Source organism: Bradyrhizobium sp. USDA 3650 (genome assembly GCF_054057395.1).
The window spans coordinates 1,367,816-1,385,416 of record NZ_JBSRZG010000001.1 but is presented as its reverse complement, the minus strand read 5'-3'; the positions used below and the strand labels follow the sequence as shown (position 1 = coordinate 1,385,416).

Genomic DNA, 17,601 nt, shown 5'->3' with positions numbered 1-17,601 from the left:
GTCCGCGATGTTCAGCTTATGCGGCTCTCGCGCTGCTCGCGACCTGCTTCAGGCCGAAATCATAGTTGAGATGAAAATACTCGTTGTCCACCATGCGACCATCGGGCGCACGACCGGGCGGGCACCGCACAAATTCGCGGATCAGGCTGTCCTTGACGCCGAATACCACGTCGGAGTCGAGATACTGGTCGCCGGCCACGAACACATGGGTCACGAGTTGCTCGAAGCCGGGCGCCGAGATCATGAAATGCACGTGTGCCGGGCGCCAGGGATGGCGGCCCTGGACCTCCAGCATGTCGCCGACCGTGCCGTCATGCGGGATCGGATAGGCAGCCGGCTTGATCGACCAGAAATTGAAGCGACCATTCTGGTCGGTGTGGAAGCGCGCCCGCATCGCGAGGTCGCCGATCTTGTCGAGCTGCTGCACGTCGTAATAGCCGTCATGGTCGGAATGCCAGACGTCCACGACGGCGCCGGCAAGCGGCCGTCCGTCGACGGTCGACACCGAGCCGGTGACGAGCATCGGATCGCCCTCCTTGGGACCGGAGATGTCCTCGCCGTTGTCTTTCTCGGGCGACGCCTGCACGAAGAACGGACCGAGCACCGTGGTCTCGGTCGCGCCTTCCGGCACCGGATGATTGATCGCGTCGACCAGCATGGAGACGCCGAGCGCGTCCGACAGCAGGATGAATTCCTGGCGCTTGTCGTCGCACATGTGACCGGTGCGGGTCAGGAAGTCGATCCCGTACTCCCATTCCTTCTGGGTGGGTCGCACCTCGCGGACGAAGGCATGGAGGTGGCGCACCAGCGCTTCGCTGACCTGCTTGATCCGCGGGTCGGTAGCGCCCGCGATCCGTTCCAGCACCGCGTCCGTGATCGTGTTCTCATTGAAATTGCGCATGGGTGCCTCCGTGGATCAGAGTTTGGGTTCGCCAAGCCCGGACAGCCGTTCCAGATGCTTGACGGTCGCGATGAAGTCGGCGTCGCCGTCGCCCTGCGCGACCAGCGAGCCATAGGTCTCGCGCACTTGGGCCGCGAGCTGAAGCGGCACGCCGACGGCGTGGCCGGCGCCGAGGATCAGGTCGAGATCCTTGGCCATCTGCCTGCAGGAGAAGGTCGAGTCGAAATCGCGGCTGCGCAGCGGCTCGGTCTTGTATTTCACCATCGGTGAGGCCACCGCGCTGTCGTCGAGAACCTTCAGAATGTCCTGCCAGCCGATGCCGCCCTTGCGCGCCAGCGCCAGGCTCTCCGCCATCATGGCGGCCGACACCGCAATCATCAAATTGACCGCAAGCTTGGCATATCGCGCTTCCTCGCCGGGCCCGAGATAGGTCTGGGCGCGGGTGAAGGCGGCGAGCAGCGGCTTTGCCTTTTCGTAAGCGTCCTTCGGGCCCGAGACGAAGCAGCTCAGCGCCCCGGTGTGGACGATGCTGGCATTGCCCGAGACCGGAGCCCGCAGGTAGAGGACACCGCGCGCCTGGGCGGCGGCGGCGACCTCTGCGGACGCCTCGACGCTCACGGTGCTGGTCTCGATCAGGACAGATCCAGCCGCCATGGCGGCGATGAGGCCGGTGGGGCCGAGCAATGCGCCGCGCAAGGCAGCGTCATCGGGCAAGGACGTGACGATCGCGGCCTTGCCGTCCACGGCCTCGGCCGCTGAAGCGGCAATCGAAATGCCTTGCGCGCGGGCCTCGTCGAGCCGTGCGGCACTCCGGTCGAACGCGGTCACGGTGTAACCAGCCTTGGCGACAAGCACCGACATCGGCAGGCCCATCTTGCCGATCCCGATGAAAGCGATGTTCTTTGGCATATCAGTCATTGTTGTTGTCCTTGGGACGCTCAAGCGGCGCGTCCCTGTCGTTCGATGTCCTGCACCAGCCGCCGGCCCGATTGCACGAGCAGTTGCTTTTTCGCCTCCAGGCCGTCGGCCAGCAACCGACCATTCCGTTTCTTCCAGACGCCGCCGATCATCACGGCCTCGATGTTGGCAAGGCTCGTCTGCATGACCACGGTGGACACAGGATCGTGCACAGGGACGAGGTTGAGATCGCTGGCATCAATGACGACGAGGTCGGCGAGCTTGCCCGGTGTCAGCGAGCCGATCTGGTCCTCGCGGCCGAGCATGCGGGCGCCTTCCGTCGTGATCCAGCGCAGCGCCTCGCGGACGGGGATTGTGGTCGTTGCCGGAATGGCACCGCTGGCCTTGCGCGACTCGGCGTTGTCGAGTGCCCGCTGCATCGAGAGTGCAACGCGCGCGGCGGAGAGGAGATCTCCGGCCAGCACGGATTCCAGATCGATGCCGATAGTCGGCCGCACGCCGCGCTCGAGCAGCCGTCCGGTGATCGGAAAGCCGTGGCCCTGGATCATCTCGTTCTCCGGCGTCACCGAGAAGGAGACGCCGAGATCGACCATCCGGTCCAGGAGATCGTCAGGCAGGTCGTTGCCGTGCACGATGTTAATTCCAGTGCCGACGAGACCCGCCTCGATCAGCTTCTCCCAGCCACCCTGCGTCTTGGCGGGACCGCCGCCCTGATGCATCGATGCGATCAGCTTGAACTCGCGCGCCAGACGGAAATCGTGCATGGCGACGTCGAGCGTCGAGTAATGCGGGCCGAGGATCGCGAGCCCAAGCGTGACGAGGCCGTCGCGGTCGGCGAGGGGCCCCGCCAGCAGGCGCTCGATCTCACGGCGTGGATGCGGGATCTCCGAGAAATGCGGCTCGCCCGGTTTCGGTTCGGGCTTGGGCGAGCCGTGGAAGAAGGCCGCGCGGATACCGCTCTCGATCAGGCCGCGCACGGCGGCGTCGGTATGATCGGGCGTCGGATTGTTGTGGCACCAGTCGACCAGCGTGGTGGTGCCTTGGTTGATCTGGTTCAGCGCGCCCACCAAGGTCGCGACATAAATGTCCTCGGGCCTGAACACCGTAGCGAGCCCGGCATGCATGCGGCGGAAATATTCCAGCAGCGTCCAGTTGGCGGCATAGCCGCGCAAGCCCGTCTGCCAGGTGTGCATATGGGCGTTGATCAGGCCGGGGATGACGATGCGCCCGGTGCCGTGGATGATCTCGGCCTCAGTCGCGCCGCTGCCGAGATCGATCGATGGACGCAAATCAACGATGCGGTTCCCCTCGATCAGCACGTCGCCACTCGGTAAATCTCCGATCGTGTCATCCATGCTGATGATGACAGCGGATTTGATCAGCATGCGCCGCATCGAATCAAACTGCCGCTTTGGTGGCGTCGGGCGGCTCACCGGCCCAGGCGCGCGCGATCAGGTCGCGGATGGCGTCTCGTTCCAGCGGGCGCGGGTTCCAGTAGGCGTTGGTGACCGCGAGATCCGCAGCCTTGTCGATGCCGGCTTCGGGCATGCCGATGTCGTGCAATGCGAGCTTCGCACCCAGCCGCTTCGCCAGCTCGAAAAGCCCCTGCGATGCATCGGCGGCGCCGATGGCGCGGGAGATCCGCGCCATCGCGTCGGGCACGGCCGGGGCGTTGTAGGCCAGCGCGTGCGGCAGCACGATGGTGTGGGTCTCGGCATGCGGCAGATCGAAGGTGCCGCCGAGCGTGTGGCAGAGCTTGTGATGCAGCGCCATGCCGACGGTGCCGAGGCAGACGCCGCACAGCCAGGCGCCATAGAGCGCTTCGGTGCGAGCCTCGCGATCGTCGCCCTTGGCGGCGATGGCGGGCAGGGCACGTGCCAATGCGCGTATGCCTTCTTCCGCCATCAGCGACGTGACCGGATTAGTGTCGCGCGCGTAGAGCGCTTCGGCTGCATGCGCGATCGCATTGATGCCTGATGTCGCGGCCAGGCTCGCCGGCAGCGTCAAAGTGAGATCGACATCGTAGATCACCGTCTCCGGCAGGATGGCGGCGTCGCGTACCGTGGTCTTGAGTCCGTTCTCGGTCTGGCCGACGATCGGCGTCATCTCCGAGCCGGCATAGGTGGTGGGAATGCACAGTTGGTTGATCCCGGTGCGCAGGGCGAGCGCCTTGCCGAGCCCGGTCGTGGATCCGCCGCCGAGCGAGACGACGCAGTCGGCATCGCACGCCTTCATCGCCGCGAGCGCCCGCTCCGTGACCTCGACCGGCGTGTGCATGGTCGCGCCCGGAAAGATGCCGGCGTAGAGCAGACCGAGCGCCGCGCCCAAGCTCTTGCCTTGCGCCTCCTGCTGCGGCGTTGTCAGCACCAGGGCGCGCTTGCCGCCGAGCCGCTCGACCTCGGCCTTGGCCGAGGCCAGCGTTCCGCTGCCGAACACGACGCGGCAGGGCAGGTTTTCAAAGGTGAACGTACCGATCATGTGCCGGTCTCTTTGATGGGATAATCGACCTGGAAGCGTCCGATCCGCAAGTCGCCCAGTGCCTCGCGTACGCGCAGATGTTCCGGGTGGGTGGCGTAGGCCTGGAGCGCAGCGTGGTCGGTGAATTCGGAGAACAGAACGACGTCGCAGGCGTAGTCGACGTTGCTGACATCGACACCGACCTCGATATGGGTGAGGCCGTCGATCCGGCCGCGCAAGCCCTCGAACAGGGTCTTGACCTTGACCCGGGCGGCGGAACGCTCCGCGGGCGTCTCCCCGCGCAGCCGCCACATCACGATGTGCCTGATCGGGCCCGACATTTCCCTGCTTCCTCGCCTGCCATCTTGCTTCTGTTTGGGTCATTTTGACTTGCGGGATGTGGAAATAAAGGTCAATAATCGTAAGTCTCTTTTCCTGTTTGCGAAAAAATGGACCGCCTGCTCCAATTGGAAGTGTTCGCCAAGACGGCCGAACTCGGCAGCCTGTCCAAAGCTGCCGAAGCGCTGCGCATGTCGAATGCTGCCGCCAGCCGGCATCTCAGCGCGCTCGAGGAGCGCCTTGCGGTCCGGCTGATCGAGCGCAACACCCGTCGGCTCTGGTTGACGGAGGCGGGGCAGGAGCTGCTGGAACGCTCGAGCCGGGTTTTGAGCGAACTGGCGGAGGCCGAGGACATCGTCAGCGATCGCGCGCTGTCGCCGCAGGGCACGCTGCGGGTCACGAGCTCGCTGTCCTTTGCAGTGATCTATCTGGCGCCGATGCTGCCGGCCTTCCGCGCGCGCTATCCGAAGCTCAACATGCAGATCACCACCGCCAACCGGTACTCCGATTTCATCGAGGCCGGCATCGACGTGGCGATCAGGACGCGCGAGCAGGAGCCGGATTCAAACATCATCGTCCGCCGCATTGGCCAGATGCGGCGTGTGCTCGCGGCTGCGCCGTCCTATCTCGCAAGCTGCGGCGAGCCGGAACAGCCCGTCGATCTCGCGCGCCACAACATGCTGGTCTACAATCTCGCCAACGATCCCTATTCGCTGCGCCTGCGCAAAGGCAACGGCGCGCAGACTGTTCGCATCACGCCGACGCTCGACAGCAATGACGGCCAGGTCATCCGCGGCGCCGCACTGGCGGGACTCGGCATTCTCATCCAGCCGCTGTACATCGTGCAAAGCGATATCGCGGCGGGCCGTCTCGTCCCGGTTCTGATGGACTGGGAGCTGCCGCTGCTGACGATGAACATCGCCTACCAGAACCGTGCCGGACTGCCCGCCAAGATCAGGGTCTTTTCCGACTTCCTGGTCACCCACATCCGCGAGCATTCGCAGCCGGGGATCTGGATCGACGCAGCGAAGTGAGCGACATTTTCGAATTCAGGCGGCTTTGCAGAAGGCACATCCATTGAAAGCCAGGACATCCGGCACCGCATGGCGGCATGCCAACATCGGTCGGCTGCTCAACAACGCAGTGCGGCGCTTCGAAGGTCGTGTGCTCGAGCTGATGAGCGAGAAGGGGCATGGCGAAACGCGGATCGCGCATGTCGGCCTCACACGCAATCTCGACGTCGAGGGGACCAGACTGACGGAGCTCGCCCGCCGCGCCTCCATGAGCAAGCAGGCGATGGGCGAGCTGGTCGATCAATGCGCCGAGCTCGGCCTGGTCGATCGCATCGCCGATCCCACCGATCGGCGCGCGCGCATCGTCATGTTCACGCCGGCGGGACGCAAATGGCTCGATGCGTTCCGCGACGCCGTCGACGTTGCCGAGCAGGAGATGCGCGCCGAACTCGGCAAGGCCACGATGGATGCGATCCTGAAGGGATTGGCAGTCTACGGCGCGCAATTCGACACGCTCCACGAGCTCGAGTAGTCAGGCTACTTGACGATATCGTCAGGCATCCTTACCATGCAGGATAATGCTGGTAGGGAGAAGCGCCTTGGAAACATGTCTGACGGCCGCGGTGCTCATCGTGGGCGGGGGGCCCTGCGGGCTGATGCTGGCCAACGAACTCGGCCGGCGCGGCGTGTCCGCGATCCTGGTCGACGAAAAGCCGGGCACGGCCTTCAATCCCCAAGCCAACGCGACGCAAGCGCGCTCGATGGAGCACTATCGGCGGCTGGGTTTTGCCGACGAGATCCGACGCGAAGGTCTGCCTGCGGATTATCCGACCGACGTTGCGTACTTCACGCGCTACACCGGCTACGAGCTGGCCCGATTTCAGTTGCCGTCGTCGTCACGCGCGGGCGAACTCGTCAAGGGCATGTCGGGCTCCTGGAGCGCGGCCGAGCTGCCGCATCGCGTCTCGCAAAAATATGTCGAGGCGGTGCTGCGCCGCCATGCCGAACGGCTTCCCGGAATACGGCTCAGCTACGGTCATCGTCTGATCAGCTACGTCGAGAGCGATGACGCCGTCGTCGCCCAGATCGAACGTCTCGATGACAACAGCCGCTTTGAGGTCCGGGCCGACTTCCTGGTCGGGGCCGACGGGCCGCGCTCGATGGTCCGGCAATCGCTCGGCATTGTCTACGGCGGCGAAACCGGGACGCAGCGCGATTTCATGGGCGGCCGCATGCTGGCCGTCTATCTCCGTTCACCCGGATTCTACGCGAGCATCCCGCACGCCAAGGCGTGGATGTACAATTGCTTCAACGGCGACCGCCGCGCCTTCATGGCATCGGTGAACGGTCGCGACGAATTCGCGTTTCACACGCAGCTTCGGCCCGACGAGGACGAAAGTGCGATCACGATCGACGAAGCCAAAGCAGCGTTCCAGCGTGCCTGCGGCGCGCCGATCGACTGCGAGGTGCTGTCGTTCCTGACCTGGACCGCCGGTCACGCGCTGGTCGCGAATGGAATGCAGCGGGGCAGGGTCTTCCTCGGCGGCGACGCGGCGCATCTGTTCACGCCAACCGGCGGGCTTGGCTACAACACCGCGATCGAGGATGCGGTCAATCTCGGCTGGAAGCTCGCAAGCGTCGTCAAGGGCGTGAGCCCGGCGGGGCTGCTCGACAGCTACGAGGTCGAGCGGCGTCCGGTGGCACTTCGCAACACCGATTACGCGCGCCGCTTTGCCGACTCGCTCGGTCTGTTCGCTCCCGCGCCTGACATCGAGGACGCCACCGAGGCCGGCGACGAGGCGCGGCGGATCGCGGGCGTCTATCTCGAACAGCACGCCCGCGCCGAATTCAACATCCCCGGCGTCACCTTCGGCGGGCGCTACGACGGCTCGCCGATCATCGTCCCCGACGGCAGCCAGCCGCCGCCCGATGCCGCGAACGTCTACGTTCCGAGCGCCTGTCCCGGCGGCCGCGCCCCGCATGCGTGGCTGGAAGACGGCGTCTCCCTGTACGACCTGTTCGGGTTCGAGTGGACGCTGCTCCAGTTTGGCGAAGTCATGTCCGCGCATTCGTCATTCGCCGAGACCATCCGGGCGATCGGGGTCGATGTGAAACTCGTCACGCTGCCGAAATCCCTGCGCGATCTCTACGAGGCGGATCTGGCTTTGATACGCCCCGACCAGATCGTGGCCTGGCGCGGCAGCGCGTCACAGGCTGGCACGATCGGGCGCGCCCTTGCCCGAGCACTCGGACACAATGCAGGCGACGGCGCACGGCTCGCAAGCTGATCGACTCTCGCCGTCGCATCCGATCAGCGGCTGCGCGGCCAATAACAAGACAACAAATGACACCGGAGGAGGAAACCGTGACGACAAGAGCATTGGAGGACTACGACGGTCATGTTGCGACCGTCGCCATTGCCGAGCAGACGGCGAGCAGCCGCCGGCGTATCCTGATCGCCGGCACCATCGGCACCGCGATCGAATGGTACGACTTCTTCATCTACGGCCTGATCGCGCCGCTGGTGTTCGACCAGCTGTTCTTTCCGAAGTTCGACCAGCTCACGGCGACCATTGCGGTGTTCGCGACGTTTGCCGTCGGATTTCTGGCACGTCCGCTCGGCGGACTAGTGTTCGGTCATTTCGGCGACCGCCTCGGCCGAAAGTCCGTCTTGCTGTGTACGCTGCTCATGATGGGACTTGCGACCATGTCGATCGGATTGTTGCCGACCTACGCCAGCGTGGGCGTGGCCGCGACCGTCGCGCTCGTGGCGTTGCGCTTCGTCCAGGGGTTTGCGCTCGGCGGCGAGTCGACCGCGGCGATCCTTATGGCAATCGAGACGGCGCCCGGGCACCGGCGCGGCTTCTCGGCCGCGGTGATCCAGGCCGCAGGACCCGTCGGTGTCGTGCTCGCCTCGTTCGCGGCGCTCACGATTTCACGGCTGCCGGAAGCGGACCTGCTGTCATGGGGCTGGCGCGTGCCGTTCCTGATCAGTGCGGTGCTGGTCGCGCTCGGCGTCTACATGCGCCTGCGCATCGAGGAGAGCGCGACGTTCCGCGAAGCGAAGGTGACTGAAGTGGCGCCTGTGGTCGAGGCAGTGCGGGAGCACTGGCGGCCGATCCTCATCGTGTTCTTCGCCGAGATGGCGCAGACTTCCTATTTCTATCTGACCGCCATCTTCACCATCTCCTTCGCGACCCGTCAGCTCGGCGTCCAGAAGGACGTCATCACGCAGGCCGTGCTGTTTGCCAATCTCGTCGGGCTCGTTGCGATGCCCCTCATCGGCGCCTGGTCCGACCGCATCGGACGAAAGCGTCTGTTCCTGGCCGGCGTGGTGCTCGCAGCCATCTCGATGTTTGCATTCTACGGTGTGGTCGCGAGCCGTGACACGATGCTGGTGACGTGCGCGGTGATCCTCGCCGCGGGGGTGATCCATCCGCTGATGTTCGGCAGCGAAGGGAGCTATTTCCCGGAGCTGTTTCCGACCCGCATTCGCTTCACCGGCGTGTCGATCGGAAAGCAGCTCGGGACGGTGCTCGGCGGCGGCATCGCGCCGCTGGTCGCCACCAGCCTGTTTGCGCAGACGGGCTCCACCTACGCGATTACGGGATACTACGTCGCGCTCGCGCTCGCGGCGATGATCGCGCTCGGCTTCGCGCGTGAAACCGGCAAGTCGCGGCTGCTCGGCTGAGCTTGGCCACAACACCAGGGAGGTTTTCATGGACGTCAGTCTTCTCATCAACGGGCAGGATCAGGCCGCTTCCAGCGGCAAGGTGTTCGAGCGGCGCAATCCGCTGTCGCAGGAGGTCGCAAGCCGTGCGGCCGCCGCGACCGCTTCCGATGCCGACGCCGCAGTGGCGGCGGCTTCCGCCGCATTGCCAGGATGGTCGGCGCTTGGCCCAAATGCGAGGCGAGCCCTGTTGCTGAAGGCCGCAGATGCGCTCGAGGCCAAGCGCGACGCCTTCGTCCGGATCATGATGGCCGAGATCGGCACGACGGAGATCTGGTCCGCCTTCAACGTGAAGCTCGCGACCGGCATGCTGCGCGAGGCGGCGTCGCTCACCACGCAGATCGCGGGCGAGGTGATCCCGTCGGACAAGCCGGGATGTCTCGCAATGTCCGTTCGCCAGCCGGCCGGCGTTTGCCTCGGCATCGCACCGTGGAATGCGCCGATCATTCTCGGCGTTCGCGCCGTGGCGACGGCGCTTGCCTGCGGCAATTCGGTCGTGCTCAAGGCCTCCGAGATCTGCCCGGGAACGCACCGGCTGATCGGCGAGATCTTCAAGGACGCAGGCTTTCCGCCCGGCGTCGTGAATGTCCTGACCAACGCAGCGGCCGACGCGCCCGCTCTGGTCGAGCGCCTGATCGCCAATCCTGCGGTGCGGCGGATCAACTTCACCGGCTCGACCCGCGTCGGCCGCGTCATCGCCGAACTCGCCGGTCGCCACCTCAAGCCGGCGTTGCTCGAGCTTGGCGGCAAGGCGCCTCTGATCGTGCTCGATGACGCCGACCTCGACGCCGCCGTCGCGGCGGTCGCGTTCGGGGCCTTCATCAATCAGGGCCAGGTCTGCATGTCGACCGAGCGGGTGATCGTCGACGAGGCGGTGGCGGCCGCCTTTGTCGAGAAGCTTGCGAAGAAAACGGCTGCGCTTCCGGCGGGCGATCCGCGCTCCGGTCCGGTCGTCATCGGCTCGATGATCGACGAGGCGCCGGCCAAGCATGTCGTTGCACTGATCGACGACGCGATCGCCAAAGGCGCCGTCAAGCTCGCGGGCGGCGACCGGGTTGGCACGGTCGTCCCTGCCACCGTGCTCGACCGCGTGGTGCCCGGCATGCGCATCTACACCGAGGAGAGCTTTGGTCCCGTCGTCTCGGTGATCCGGGCAAGTGGCGTGGACGACGCCGTGCGGCTCGCCAACGACACCGAGTACGGCCTCTCGGCCGCCGTGTTCGGCCGCGACGTTGCGCGTGCATTGACGGTGGCGCAGCGTATCGAAAGCGGCATCTGCCACGTCAACGGCCCGACCGTGCATGACGAAGCGCAGATGCCGTTCGGCGGCGTGAAGGGATCGGGCTACGGCCGCTTCGGCGGCCAGGCCGGGATCGCCGAGTTCACCGATCTGCGCTGGATCACCATCGAGACCCAGCCGCAGCACTATCCCTTCTGATCGCGCAGCAAGCGAAGCCCACCAGGACGCCATTGATGAATTCGAAAGTTCTCACGGTTCGGGAAGCGACCCTCGGTGTGCTTCGTTCCTTCGGTGTCGATCGCGTTTTCGGCAATCCCGGCTCGACCGAGCTTGCCTTCCTGGGCGACTGGCCCGACGACATCGACTACGTGCTTGGTCTGCAGGAAGCCTGCGTCGTCGGCATGGCCGACGGCTATGCGCAGGCGACGGGGCGTCCGGCTTTCGTCAATTTGCACTCGGCGGCCGGGCTCGGACATGCGCTCGGCAATCTCTTCACCGCGTTCCGCAACAAGACGCCGATGGTCGTGACAGCCGGGCAGCAGGCGCGCAGCCTGTTGCGGATGCGACCCTATCTCTTCTCCGAGGACGCCGCACAGTTTCCAAAGCCCTATGTGAAATGGAGCGCCGAACCGGCGCGCGCCGAAGATGTTCCAGCGGCGATCGCGCAGGCCTTCCTCACCGCCATGCAGCATCCGCGCGGTCCGACATTCGTGTCGGTGCCGTCGGATGATTGGGCGCGGCCCGCGGTTGCTCCGCCGGTCCGCCACATCGCGACGGAGTTTGCGCCGGATCCGGCGGCGATCGTCCGGCTCGGCGCGGCGATCCGCGCCGCCAAGAGGCCAATCTTCGTTGTCGGACCCGAGATCGATCGCAGCGGCTGCGTCGACGCGATGATCGCTGTGGCCGAGCAGGCGAGCGCGGCCGTTTGGGCAAGTCCGATGTCGAGCCGTTCGAGCTTTCCGGAACTGCATCCGCTGTTTGCCGGCTTTCTTCCGGCAGCGCCGGGAGGTCTCGCCCGCGCCCTGCGCGGCGCCGATCTGATCGTCGTGGTCGGTGCGCCGGTGTTTACTTTTCATGTCGAAGGACAATGCGAATTGCTCGACGACGGAACGCCGGTCTGGCAGATCACGGATGATCCGACGGAAGCCGCATCCGCTTCTGTCGGTGACACCATCATCAGCACGCTCCCGAAGGCGCTGGCTGGACTGCTGTCGGCGATGCCCGACATCGCCGAGCGCGAGGTGCCGGCCGCGCGGATGCGGCCTGCCGCTCCTGCCGCGCAAGATCCAATTCCGCCGGCCTATGCGCTCGCCCGGCTCTCGGCGTTGATGCCGGGCGATGCGATCGTGGTCGAGGAGGCGCCGTCGCACCGTCCCGCCATTCAACAATTCCTGCCGCGGCCGGGCGCGGACAGCTTCTACACGATGGCGAGCGGCGGACTCGGTTACAGCCTGCCGGCTTCCGTTGGCGTGGCGCTGGCGCGGCCGGGCCGCCGCATTGTCGCCCTGATCGGTGACGGATCGGCGATGTATTGCATCCAGGCGATCTGGACCGCGGTGCAGCGCCGCCTGCCGATCACCTTCGTGATCATGAACAATTCAGGCTATGGCGCGATGCGCGCCTTCAGCCAGCTGATGCAGGCGCATCGCCCGCCCGGGATCGACCTGCCCGGGCTCGACTTCGTGGCGCTCGCAAGGGGAATGGGTTGTCCGGGGCAGCGCGTGACCGATGCCGGCGACGTCGACGCCATCTTGACCGAAGCGTTGGCATCAAGCGGTCCCGCGCTGGTCGATATCGCCGTCGACGACGCCACGACGGATCTGTTCAACCATCCGCGCTAGCTGGCGGTAGAGGGACTGGTTCGCGGCGACAGAACAGCCGATGGAAATTTGCTTGTCAAGGCGCGGGTCTTGGGTTGGACACGCGATCCGTCGATCACCTCGAGCTGTCCGCAGCGGTTCAAGGTATGCAACTTCCTGCCGGGCCATGCCGGTCCGGGCCGAAGAGAGTGGCGGACGATCTGCTTGAACGCCGTCGGCGACAGCTCGACGATTTCCGCCAGGGCGAGCGCTGCGCCGTATCCGCCGGCACAATCCTGGACCGGGCGCCACAATTTGTCATTGATGATGACGAAATTCCCCGCAGGCCGCGTGCTCGCGCGGTCGATGAGGACCGGGTTGCTGGCATGCGGCAACCACGGGCCCACGAGGTGCTCGGCGTAATAGATCGCCAGCGAATCCGAGTAGCCGCCGGTGCCGTCGCGCCAGGCCCCGAACAGATAGTTCAGGCCGTTGTGCCGCGTGATCGTGGCATCGGCCAGCTCGACGCCCGAAAGCAGCGTCGCGTGCCGCTCCCATTTGTCGGGAAACCGAACGCATTTATAGATGGCGACGTCCCCATTGGTCGAGCTCTCCGGGATCATCCACAACGCGCCATCGTCCTCGATCAAGAACGGATAGGAGAGGTGCCAGGGCTCGTTCAGCACTGGCACAACTTCTCCGACGGGGCCGGCGTCGTCGAACTCGATTGCGGAAATGATTCCTTTTCCAACCCGGTGATCGAGGTCTTCGAAGAAGACGAATGTTCGTCCCTGCCACGTGATGGGGAAAGGATCGGCGTAGAAGTGGTTTCCGGGATCGGCAAGGACGTTCCAGCGAGGGCCTGACAGATCTCCGGTCTGCCAGACGCCTACGCCCTTGTTGATACGCCATCCGACATGCCAGTGCGGGGCATAGCAGCAGAGGCGATAGATCTCCTTGGCGATCGATGTCGCTAGGCCGCGCGCGACGTACGCCGCCGGCGGGCGGCCGTTACCAGTTCGGGCGGGTCGTGCCATCAGCGGCACGATGCGCGGCCTTCCCGACAGGATGGCCTTCACCATGGTCAGGGTTCGCGCCATGACGGTTTCCAGTCCGCCGCTCAGACCGGCCGCGATTTCGGCGGAGGGGTGGCCGCGATCGAGGATGGCACCGTCGACCTCGTCGACGATTTCGATCACCGGCAGATCGCCGGCGAGAATGGCGGCAAGAGCTGCGTTTTCGCCTGCGACTCCATTGAACAGCGGGCGGAGATACTGCCGGGCGGAGCAGTTCGGATCCCGCGCGGCACCGGTGAAATCGACGATCACGTCTGCCGTGCCGGCGCGAGCCTGCATTCGTTCCGGACTGATCTTCAGCCTGTCGGTGCCGCTGTGCTTGCCCTTGTGCAACACCAAACGTTCGAGCTCGAACAGCATGTCGAGACCGGTCGGCCGCGGCTCCGCCGTTGCGGTCCATGCGATCTGGACCGGTACATCCCGGCCGTCGATCGACAGCATCTGGCGGCCCATCCACTGCCGCGCATGCTCAATTTCACAGCGAAACTCGATGGTCATGTCGAGCCGACCCGTTTCAATGCGTCCCGATCAAATGACCTGGCCGAGAATTCGAACGTATTCCTCCACCATGGCATCCACTGAATAGCGCAGCTTCAGGCCTTTGGCGTTTTGCCGCAGTTCGTCGCTCAGTTTTTGGTCCGTCAGGAGCCTGGAGACGGCGACCGCCAGCTTGGTTTGATCGGCGGCATCGACGAACAGCGCTGTCGGTTTGCCTTCGACGGACAACACCTCGCGCAAGACCGGAAGATCGGTGACGACCGAGGGGACGCCGGCATTTGCGGCCTCTACAGCGGCGAGGCCGAAGGTCTCCGCCTGCGTCGGAAATACGAACACGTCGAGAGCGGCGAGAAACTCCGCCATCTGGCGCGGGGTGATTTCGCCGAGCAGATGCAGCCTGTCCGATACTCTCAGCTCGTCCGCCAACTGCCGCAGCCGGGCTTCGTCGGCTCCTTGGCCAGCCAGCGCGAGGTGCCAGGAGGGTTGATCCGGCAACAGACGGATCGCCGCGTCAAGCCGCTTATGCGGGTGCAATCTTGCTGCGCAGCCGAGCAGGGTGCGATCCGGCGGCAGATTGAATTTCTGTCGCGCGGCTTGCTTCGTCAGGGTGAGCGCCTTGTCGTCGAAGCCGTGCGGGACATGCACCATGCGCGCGCGATAGGCCCTCGGGTAGCGCGAATACTCGCGCTGCATGTCCAGCGAGTTGAGCGTGATGCGGTCGAAGAAGCCGAGACTGCCCATGACGATGTCGGCCGTGCGGACTGGCCAGCTCATCGACAGCGCGGATGAAACCTGATTGGCGATGACAGGCGCGCGGCAGATCAGGCGCGCCACACCGGCGCCGATGACATTGCCGAAGTGCTGAAACGTCAGAACGGCGTCGGGCCTGGTGGCCCTGATATGGCCGCCGAGCGTCCACAGCATTCGCAGCAGCGCCAGCGGATTTCCGGGCCGGCTCGACGCGCAATAGATCGTATCGGGCGGCTCGTCGAACGAATCCGACTTGCGGAAGAAGAACAGATTGGTGACCCGGTAGCCGCGAGCTGTCAGCCCGGCGCCAAGCAGGCGCGAGATCTCCTGCGCACCCGCATTCTCGGCCTGGGTCTGTACGAGGAGCACGTGCAGCTTTTGTCCGCTACCGTTAGGCGGCGGGAGTGCTGTCGCAGTCGTCTCGCCCAACGCCTTGTTTGGCTGGTAATGGAGCACGGATCCCGACCCACTGAAGATACGAATTTTTCAACTTCTTAACCCCGTATCTACCATGCGGGTATCACGCGGACACCGACTAGCAATAAACGGAGTTAATGGGCGCCCTGCAGCAAGGGCCTCGTTAGCGAATGAATTCCGCTGGTTCCCGACAAAACGAGGCGAGCGCGTTAACCAATTGGTCATGACCGCGCCAGGCGCGGGTAACCGCGGATTAACCATAGATATTTACGTTGGAGCAGGCACTGAACAGTGTTCGCCAGTTGAATCCGAGTAAAATCCATGACGTTCGGTCGCCGCGCAGACCCGACAAGCTCCGGATCGACCGGTGTTGCCGCGTCGTGGCAGACGCGACATGCGTCGAACGGCGAGTCGCGCGAATCCGCCGCACGCTTGGGCGGTGCGCTCACGGCCGCAGGTGCGCTCTCCTTCATGCGGGACAATGCTCGCCGCATCCTGACGCTCGCTCTCGCGATTTTTGCCCTGGGCGTCGTCGTTCTCTTGGTGATCCCGGTGCGATTTGCGGCGACCGCGCTGGTCGTGGTCGATCCCCGCGAGCAACGCGTGACCACGGAACAGGACGTTCTGCCGGGCATCGGGCAGGACAGCGCCGCGCTGCAAAGCCTGGTCGAAGTGGCGAAGTCCGACGGCTTTCTCGAGCCGCTGATCGAGCAGCTCAAGATTCGGGATGACCAAGACATTTCCGGGGGACATACCGACCCCGCACGCCTGCTCGAGAGATTCCGCAACCGCCTCGACATTTCCCGTCGCGGGCTGACCTATGTCATCGCCATCCGCTTCACCTCGAACCGGCCGGAGCGGGCGGCCTACTACGCCAATGCCATCGCCGAGGCGTTCGTCGCCAGCCAGGGCCGCAGCCGCACCGATGCGACCGACGAGGCCGCCGACTGGCTCAGTGGCCGGCTCAAATCATTGAACGAACGGTTGAAGGCGTCAGAGGACGCCGTGGCCACGTTCAAGCTCGAGCACAGGATCGTCAACGCGGGCAAGGATTCCACCACCCAGCAATTGCGGGTCACCGAACTGTCGCAGCAGGTTGCCGCTGCGCGGGCCCGGACCGAAGAGGCGAAGGCCCGCTACGAGCAGGCACAGCGCGACGTGAAGGCGAATGTCGATAGCCCCGTCAAGCAGGATCTGCTGAGCGCCCTGCGCGCACAGCGATCGGCGCTCAATGACCAGATTGCGCAGAAGCGGGCGGTGTTCGGCGATCGCCATCCCGACCTCGTCATGTCCTACAGCCAGTTGACCGATCTCAACAGGCAGATCGAAGTCGAGCGGACGAAGGGCATCGATACCGCAAAATCGGAATACGAGGCCCAGCGCGAACAACAGAAGGCGCTGGAAGGCCAGATGAAGGCGGCGGAATCGCAGCTTCTGGTCGATGGTCAGGCTCTGGTCCGGCTCCAGGAGCTGCAGCGCGACGCCGAGGCCAACAGAAACATCTACGAGCAGTTCCTCTCGCGCTCCAAGACGACGAACGAGCAGCGCCTCTTGCAGAGCTCCCAGACCAAGATTGCGTCGTCCGCCATTCCGCCGCTGCGCTCGACCCTTCCACCACTGTCTTTGCTGCTCGCCGCTCTTGCGATCGGTTCGCTGCTGACATCGACGGCGGTCGTTGCCGCCACGGGACGCGGATCGGACAAATCCGCTCCTGATATCCGCGACCCCGAACCGGCTCCGCGCCAGCCCGCGACGTGGTCACGTCCGCCCGTGTGGGCCCGCATTCCCGACCTGACGCCTGGCGAAGTCCCCAGAAACATCTGGCAAGGTCCGGTGTCCGCGACGACCGAACTTGATCTTGGTCCCCATCTGCGTCCGCTGCTGGACCGGCTGGAGAGGGTACCGAGACCTCGTGGCAAGGTCGTCCTCGTGATGTCGGTCGGAAAGCGGGCCGGCGGCAACACCGTCGCGCGATCGCTGAATCGATGGGCGGTGAACACGGGGAAGCTGAGCGTCCTGATCCGGGTCGAGCCGGACCTCGGCGGTGCCGAGGCTGGCCTTGCCAAGGGCCAGGCCGACGGCATGACCACCGCGGACTTTCGCAGCGTCGATGAGCTTCTGGGCGCCAGCAAGAGGCCCGAGCCGATGCCCGCGGACGATATTCGTTCGGAGTTCGATCTGATCGTGGTCCACGCCACCTCCCTGGCCTTGCAGCCGGAGGCGGCGGCGCTGGCTGCTCACGCTGATCTTGTCATGCTGGTCGCGCGCGAAGACGCAGTCGACTCGGCCGCAATGCGCAGGGCAATCGCTGCGCTCTCCCGGTTTGCCGGCGTGCCGACCGGCATCGTCGTCAATCGTGTGCCGACCGGCCCCTCGGCGTCGCGTCGCGGCGAAGTGCTGGGGCTGGCTGGTTGAGACGCCAACCGGCAACGGATTGCCAAGCCGTGCAATCGTCTCGCTGAA

General features: G+C 65.2%; 14 protein-coding genes. 7 read left to right on the top strand and 7 right to left on the bottom strand.

Going from position 1 to position 17,601, the window contains the following annotated elements; all coding sequences use genetic code 11:
- Positions 1–16: 16 nt before the first annotated feature.
- Genes ACVIN2_RS06815 through ACVIN2_RS06795 form a run of 5 tightly spaced genes read right to left on the bottom strand, consistent with a single transcriptional unit; the run spans position 17 to position 4,617 of the window.
- Positions 17–901 carry an intradiol ring-cleavage dioxygenase gene (locus ACVIN2_RS06815; protein ID WP_456764996.1) on the bottom strand — a complete coding sequence of 295 codons (885 nt, stop codon included), beginning with the start codon at positions 899–901 and terminating at the stop codon, positions 17–19.
- A gap of 15 nt (positions 902–916) precedes the next feature.
- Positions 917–1,819, bottom strand: a complete 903-nt coding sequence (locus tag ACVIN2_RS06810; protein WP_456764995.1) for an NAD(P)-dependent oxidoreductase — start codon at positions 1,817–1,819, stop codon at positions 917–919.
- Between the two features lie 20 nt (positions 1,820–1,839).
- Entirely contained in the window at positions 1,840–3,213 is a 1,374-nt protein-coding gene (locus tag ACVIN2_RS06805) for an amidohydrolase family protein (protein WP_456764994.1), read from the bottom strand.
- Between the two features lie 4 nt (positions 3,214–3,217).
- Positions 3,218–4,297 (bottom strand): maleylacetate reductase, encoded by a 1,080-nt coding sequence (locus ACVIN2_RS06800; RefSeq protein WP_456764993.1) that lies wholly within the window; start codon positions 4,295–4,297, stop codon positions 3,218–3,220.
- Complete coding sequence (locus ACVIN2_RS06795; RefSeq protein ID WP_456764992.1) at positions 4,294–4,617, bottom strand: Dabb family protein; 324 nt, start codon at positions 4,615–4,617, stop codon at positions 4,294–4,296. The genes ACVIN2_RS06800 and ACVIN2_RS06795 overlap by 4 nt, the downstream gene beginning before the upstream one ends.
- Positions 4,618–4,725: 108 nt before the next feature.
- On the opposite strand from ACVIN2_RS06795, the gene ACVIN2_RS06790 reads away from it, so the two are divergent.
- From ACVIN2_RS06790 to mdlC, 6 genes are all read left to right on the top strand, one after another.
- Complete coding sequence (locus ACVIN2_RS06790; protein WP_456764991.1) at positions 4,726–5,649, top strand: LysR substrate-binding domain-containing protein; 924 nt, start codon at positions 4,726–4,728, stop codon at positions 5,647–5,649.
- A 43-nt stretch (positions 5,650–5,692) separates the two neighbouring features.
- Positions 5,693–6,160, top strand: coding sequence for a MarR family winged helix-turn-helix transcriptional regulator (locus ACVIN2_RS06785; protein WP_456764990.1), 468 nt, complete (start codon positions 5,693–5,695; stop codon positions 6,158–6,160).
- Between the two features lie 46 nt (positions 6,161–6,206).
- On the top strand, positions 6,207–7,916 hold the full coding sequence (locus ACVIN2_RS06780; protein WP_456764989.1) for an FAD-dependent oxidoreductase: 1,710 nt from the start codon (positions 6,207–6,209) through the stop codon (positions 7,914–7,916).
- A 77-nt stretch (positions 7,917–7,993) separates the two neighbouring features.
- Positions 7,994–9,319, top strand: coding sequence for an MFS transporter (locus ACVIN2_RS06775; RefSeq protein ID WP_456764988.1), 1,326 nt, complete (start codon positions 7,994–7,996; stop codon positions 9,317–9,319).
- A 28-nt stretch (positions 9,320–9,347) separates the two neighbouring features.
- Positions 9,348–10,796, top strand: a complete 1,449-nt coding sequence (locus ACVIN2_RS06770; protein ID WP_456764987.1) for an aldehyde dehydrogenase — start codon at positions 9,348–9,350, stop codon at positions 10,794–10,796.
- 35 nt (positions 10,797–10,831) lie between these two features.
- Positions 10,832–12,439 carry a benzoylformate decarboxylase gene (mdlC, locus tag ACVIN2_RS06765; protein WP_456764986.1) on the top strand — a complete coding sequence of 536 codons (1,608 nt, stop codon included), beginning with the start codon at positions 10,832–10,834 and terminating at the stop codon, positions 12,437–12,439.
- Here the strand turns inward: mdlC and ACVIN2_RS06760 are convergent.
- Together ACVIN2_RS06760 and ACVIN2_RS06755 are read right to left on the bottom strand one after the other, a co-directional pair.
- On the bottom strand, positions 12,436–13,971 hold the full coding sequence (locus ACVIN2_RS06760) for a glucosamine inositolphosphorylceramide transferase family protein (RefSeq protein ID WP_456764985.1): 1,536 nt from the start codon (positions 13,969–13,971) through the stop codon (positions 12,436–12,438). The genes mdlC and ACVIN2_RS06760 overlap by 4 nt on opposite strands.
- 30 nt (positions 13,972–14,001) lie before the next feature.
- Positions 14,002–15,177, bottom strand: a complete 1,176-nt coding sequence (locus ACVIN2_RS06755; RefSeq protein ID WP_456764984.1) for a glycosyltransferase family 4 protein — start codon at positions 15,175–15,177, stop codon at positions 14,002–14,004.
- 282 nt (positions 15,178–15,459) lie between these two features.
- On the opposite strand from ACVIN2_RS06755, the gene ACVIN2_RS06750 reads away from it, so the two are divergent.
- Entirely contained in the window at positions 15,460–17,553 is a 2,094-nt protein-coding gene (locus tag ACVIN2_RS06750; protein ID WP_456764983.1) for a GumC family protein, read from the top strand.
- The last annotated feature ends 48 nt before the right edge of the window (positions 17,554–17,601 follow it).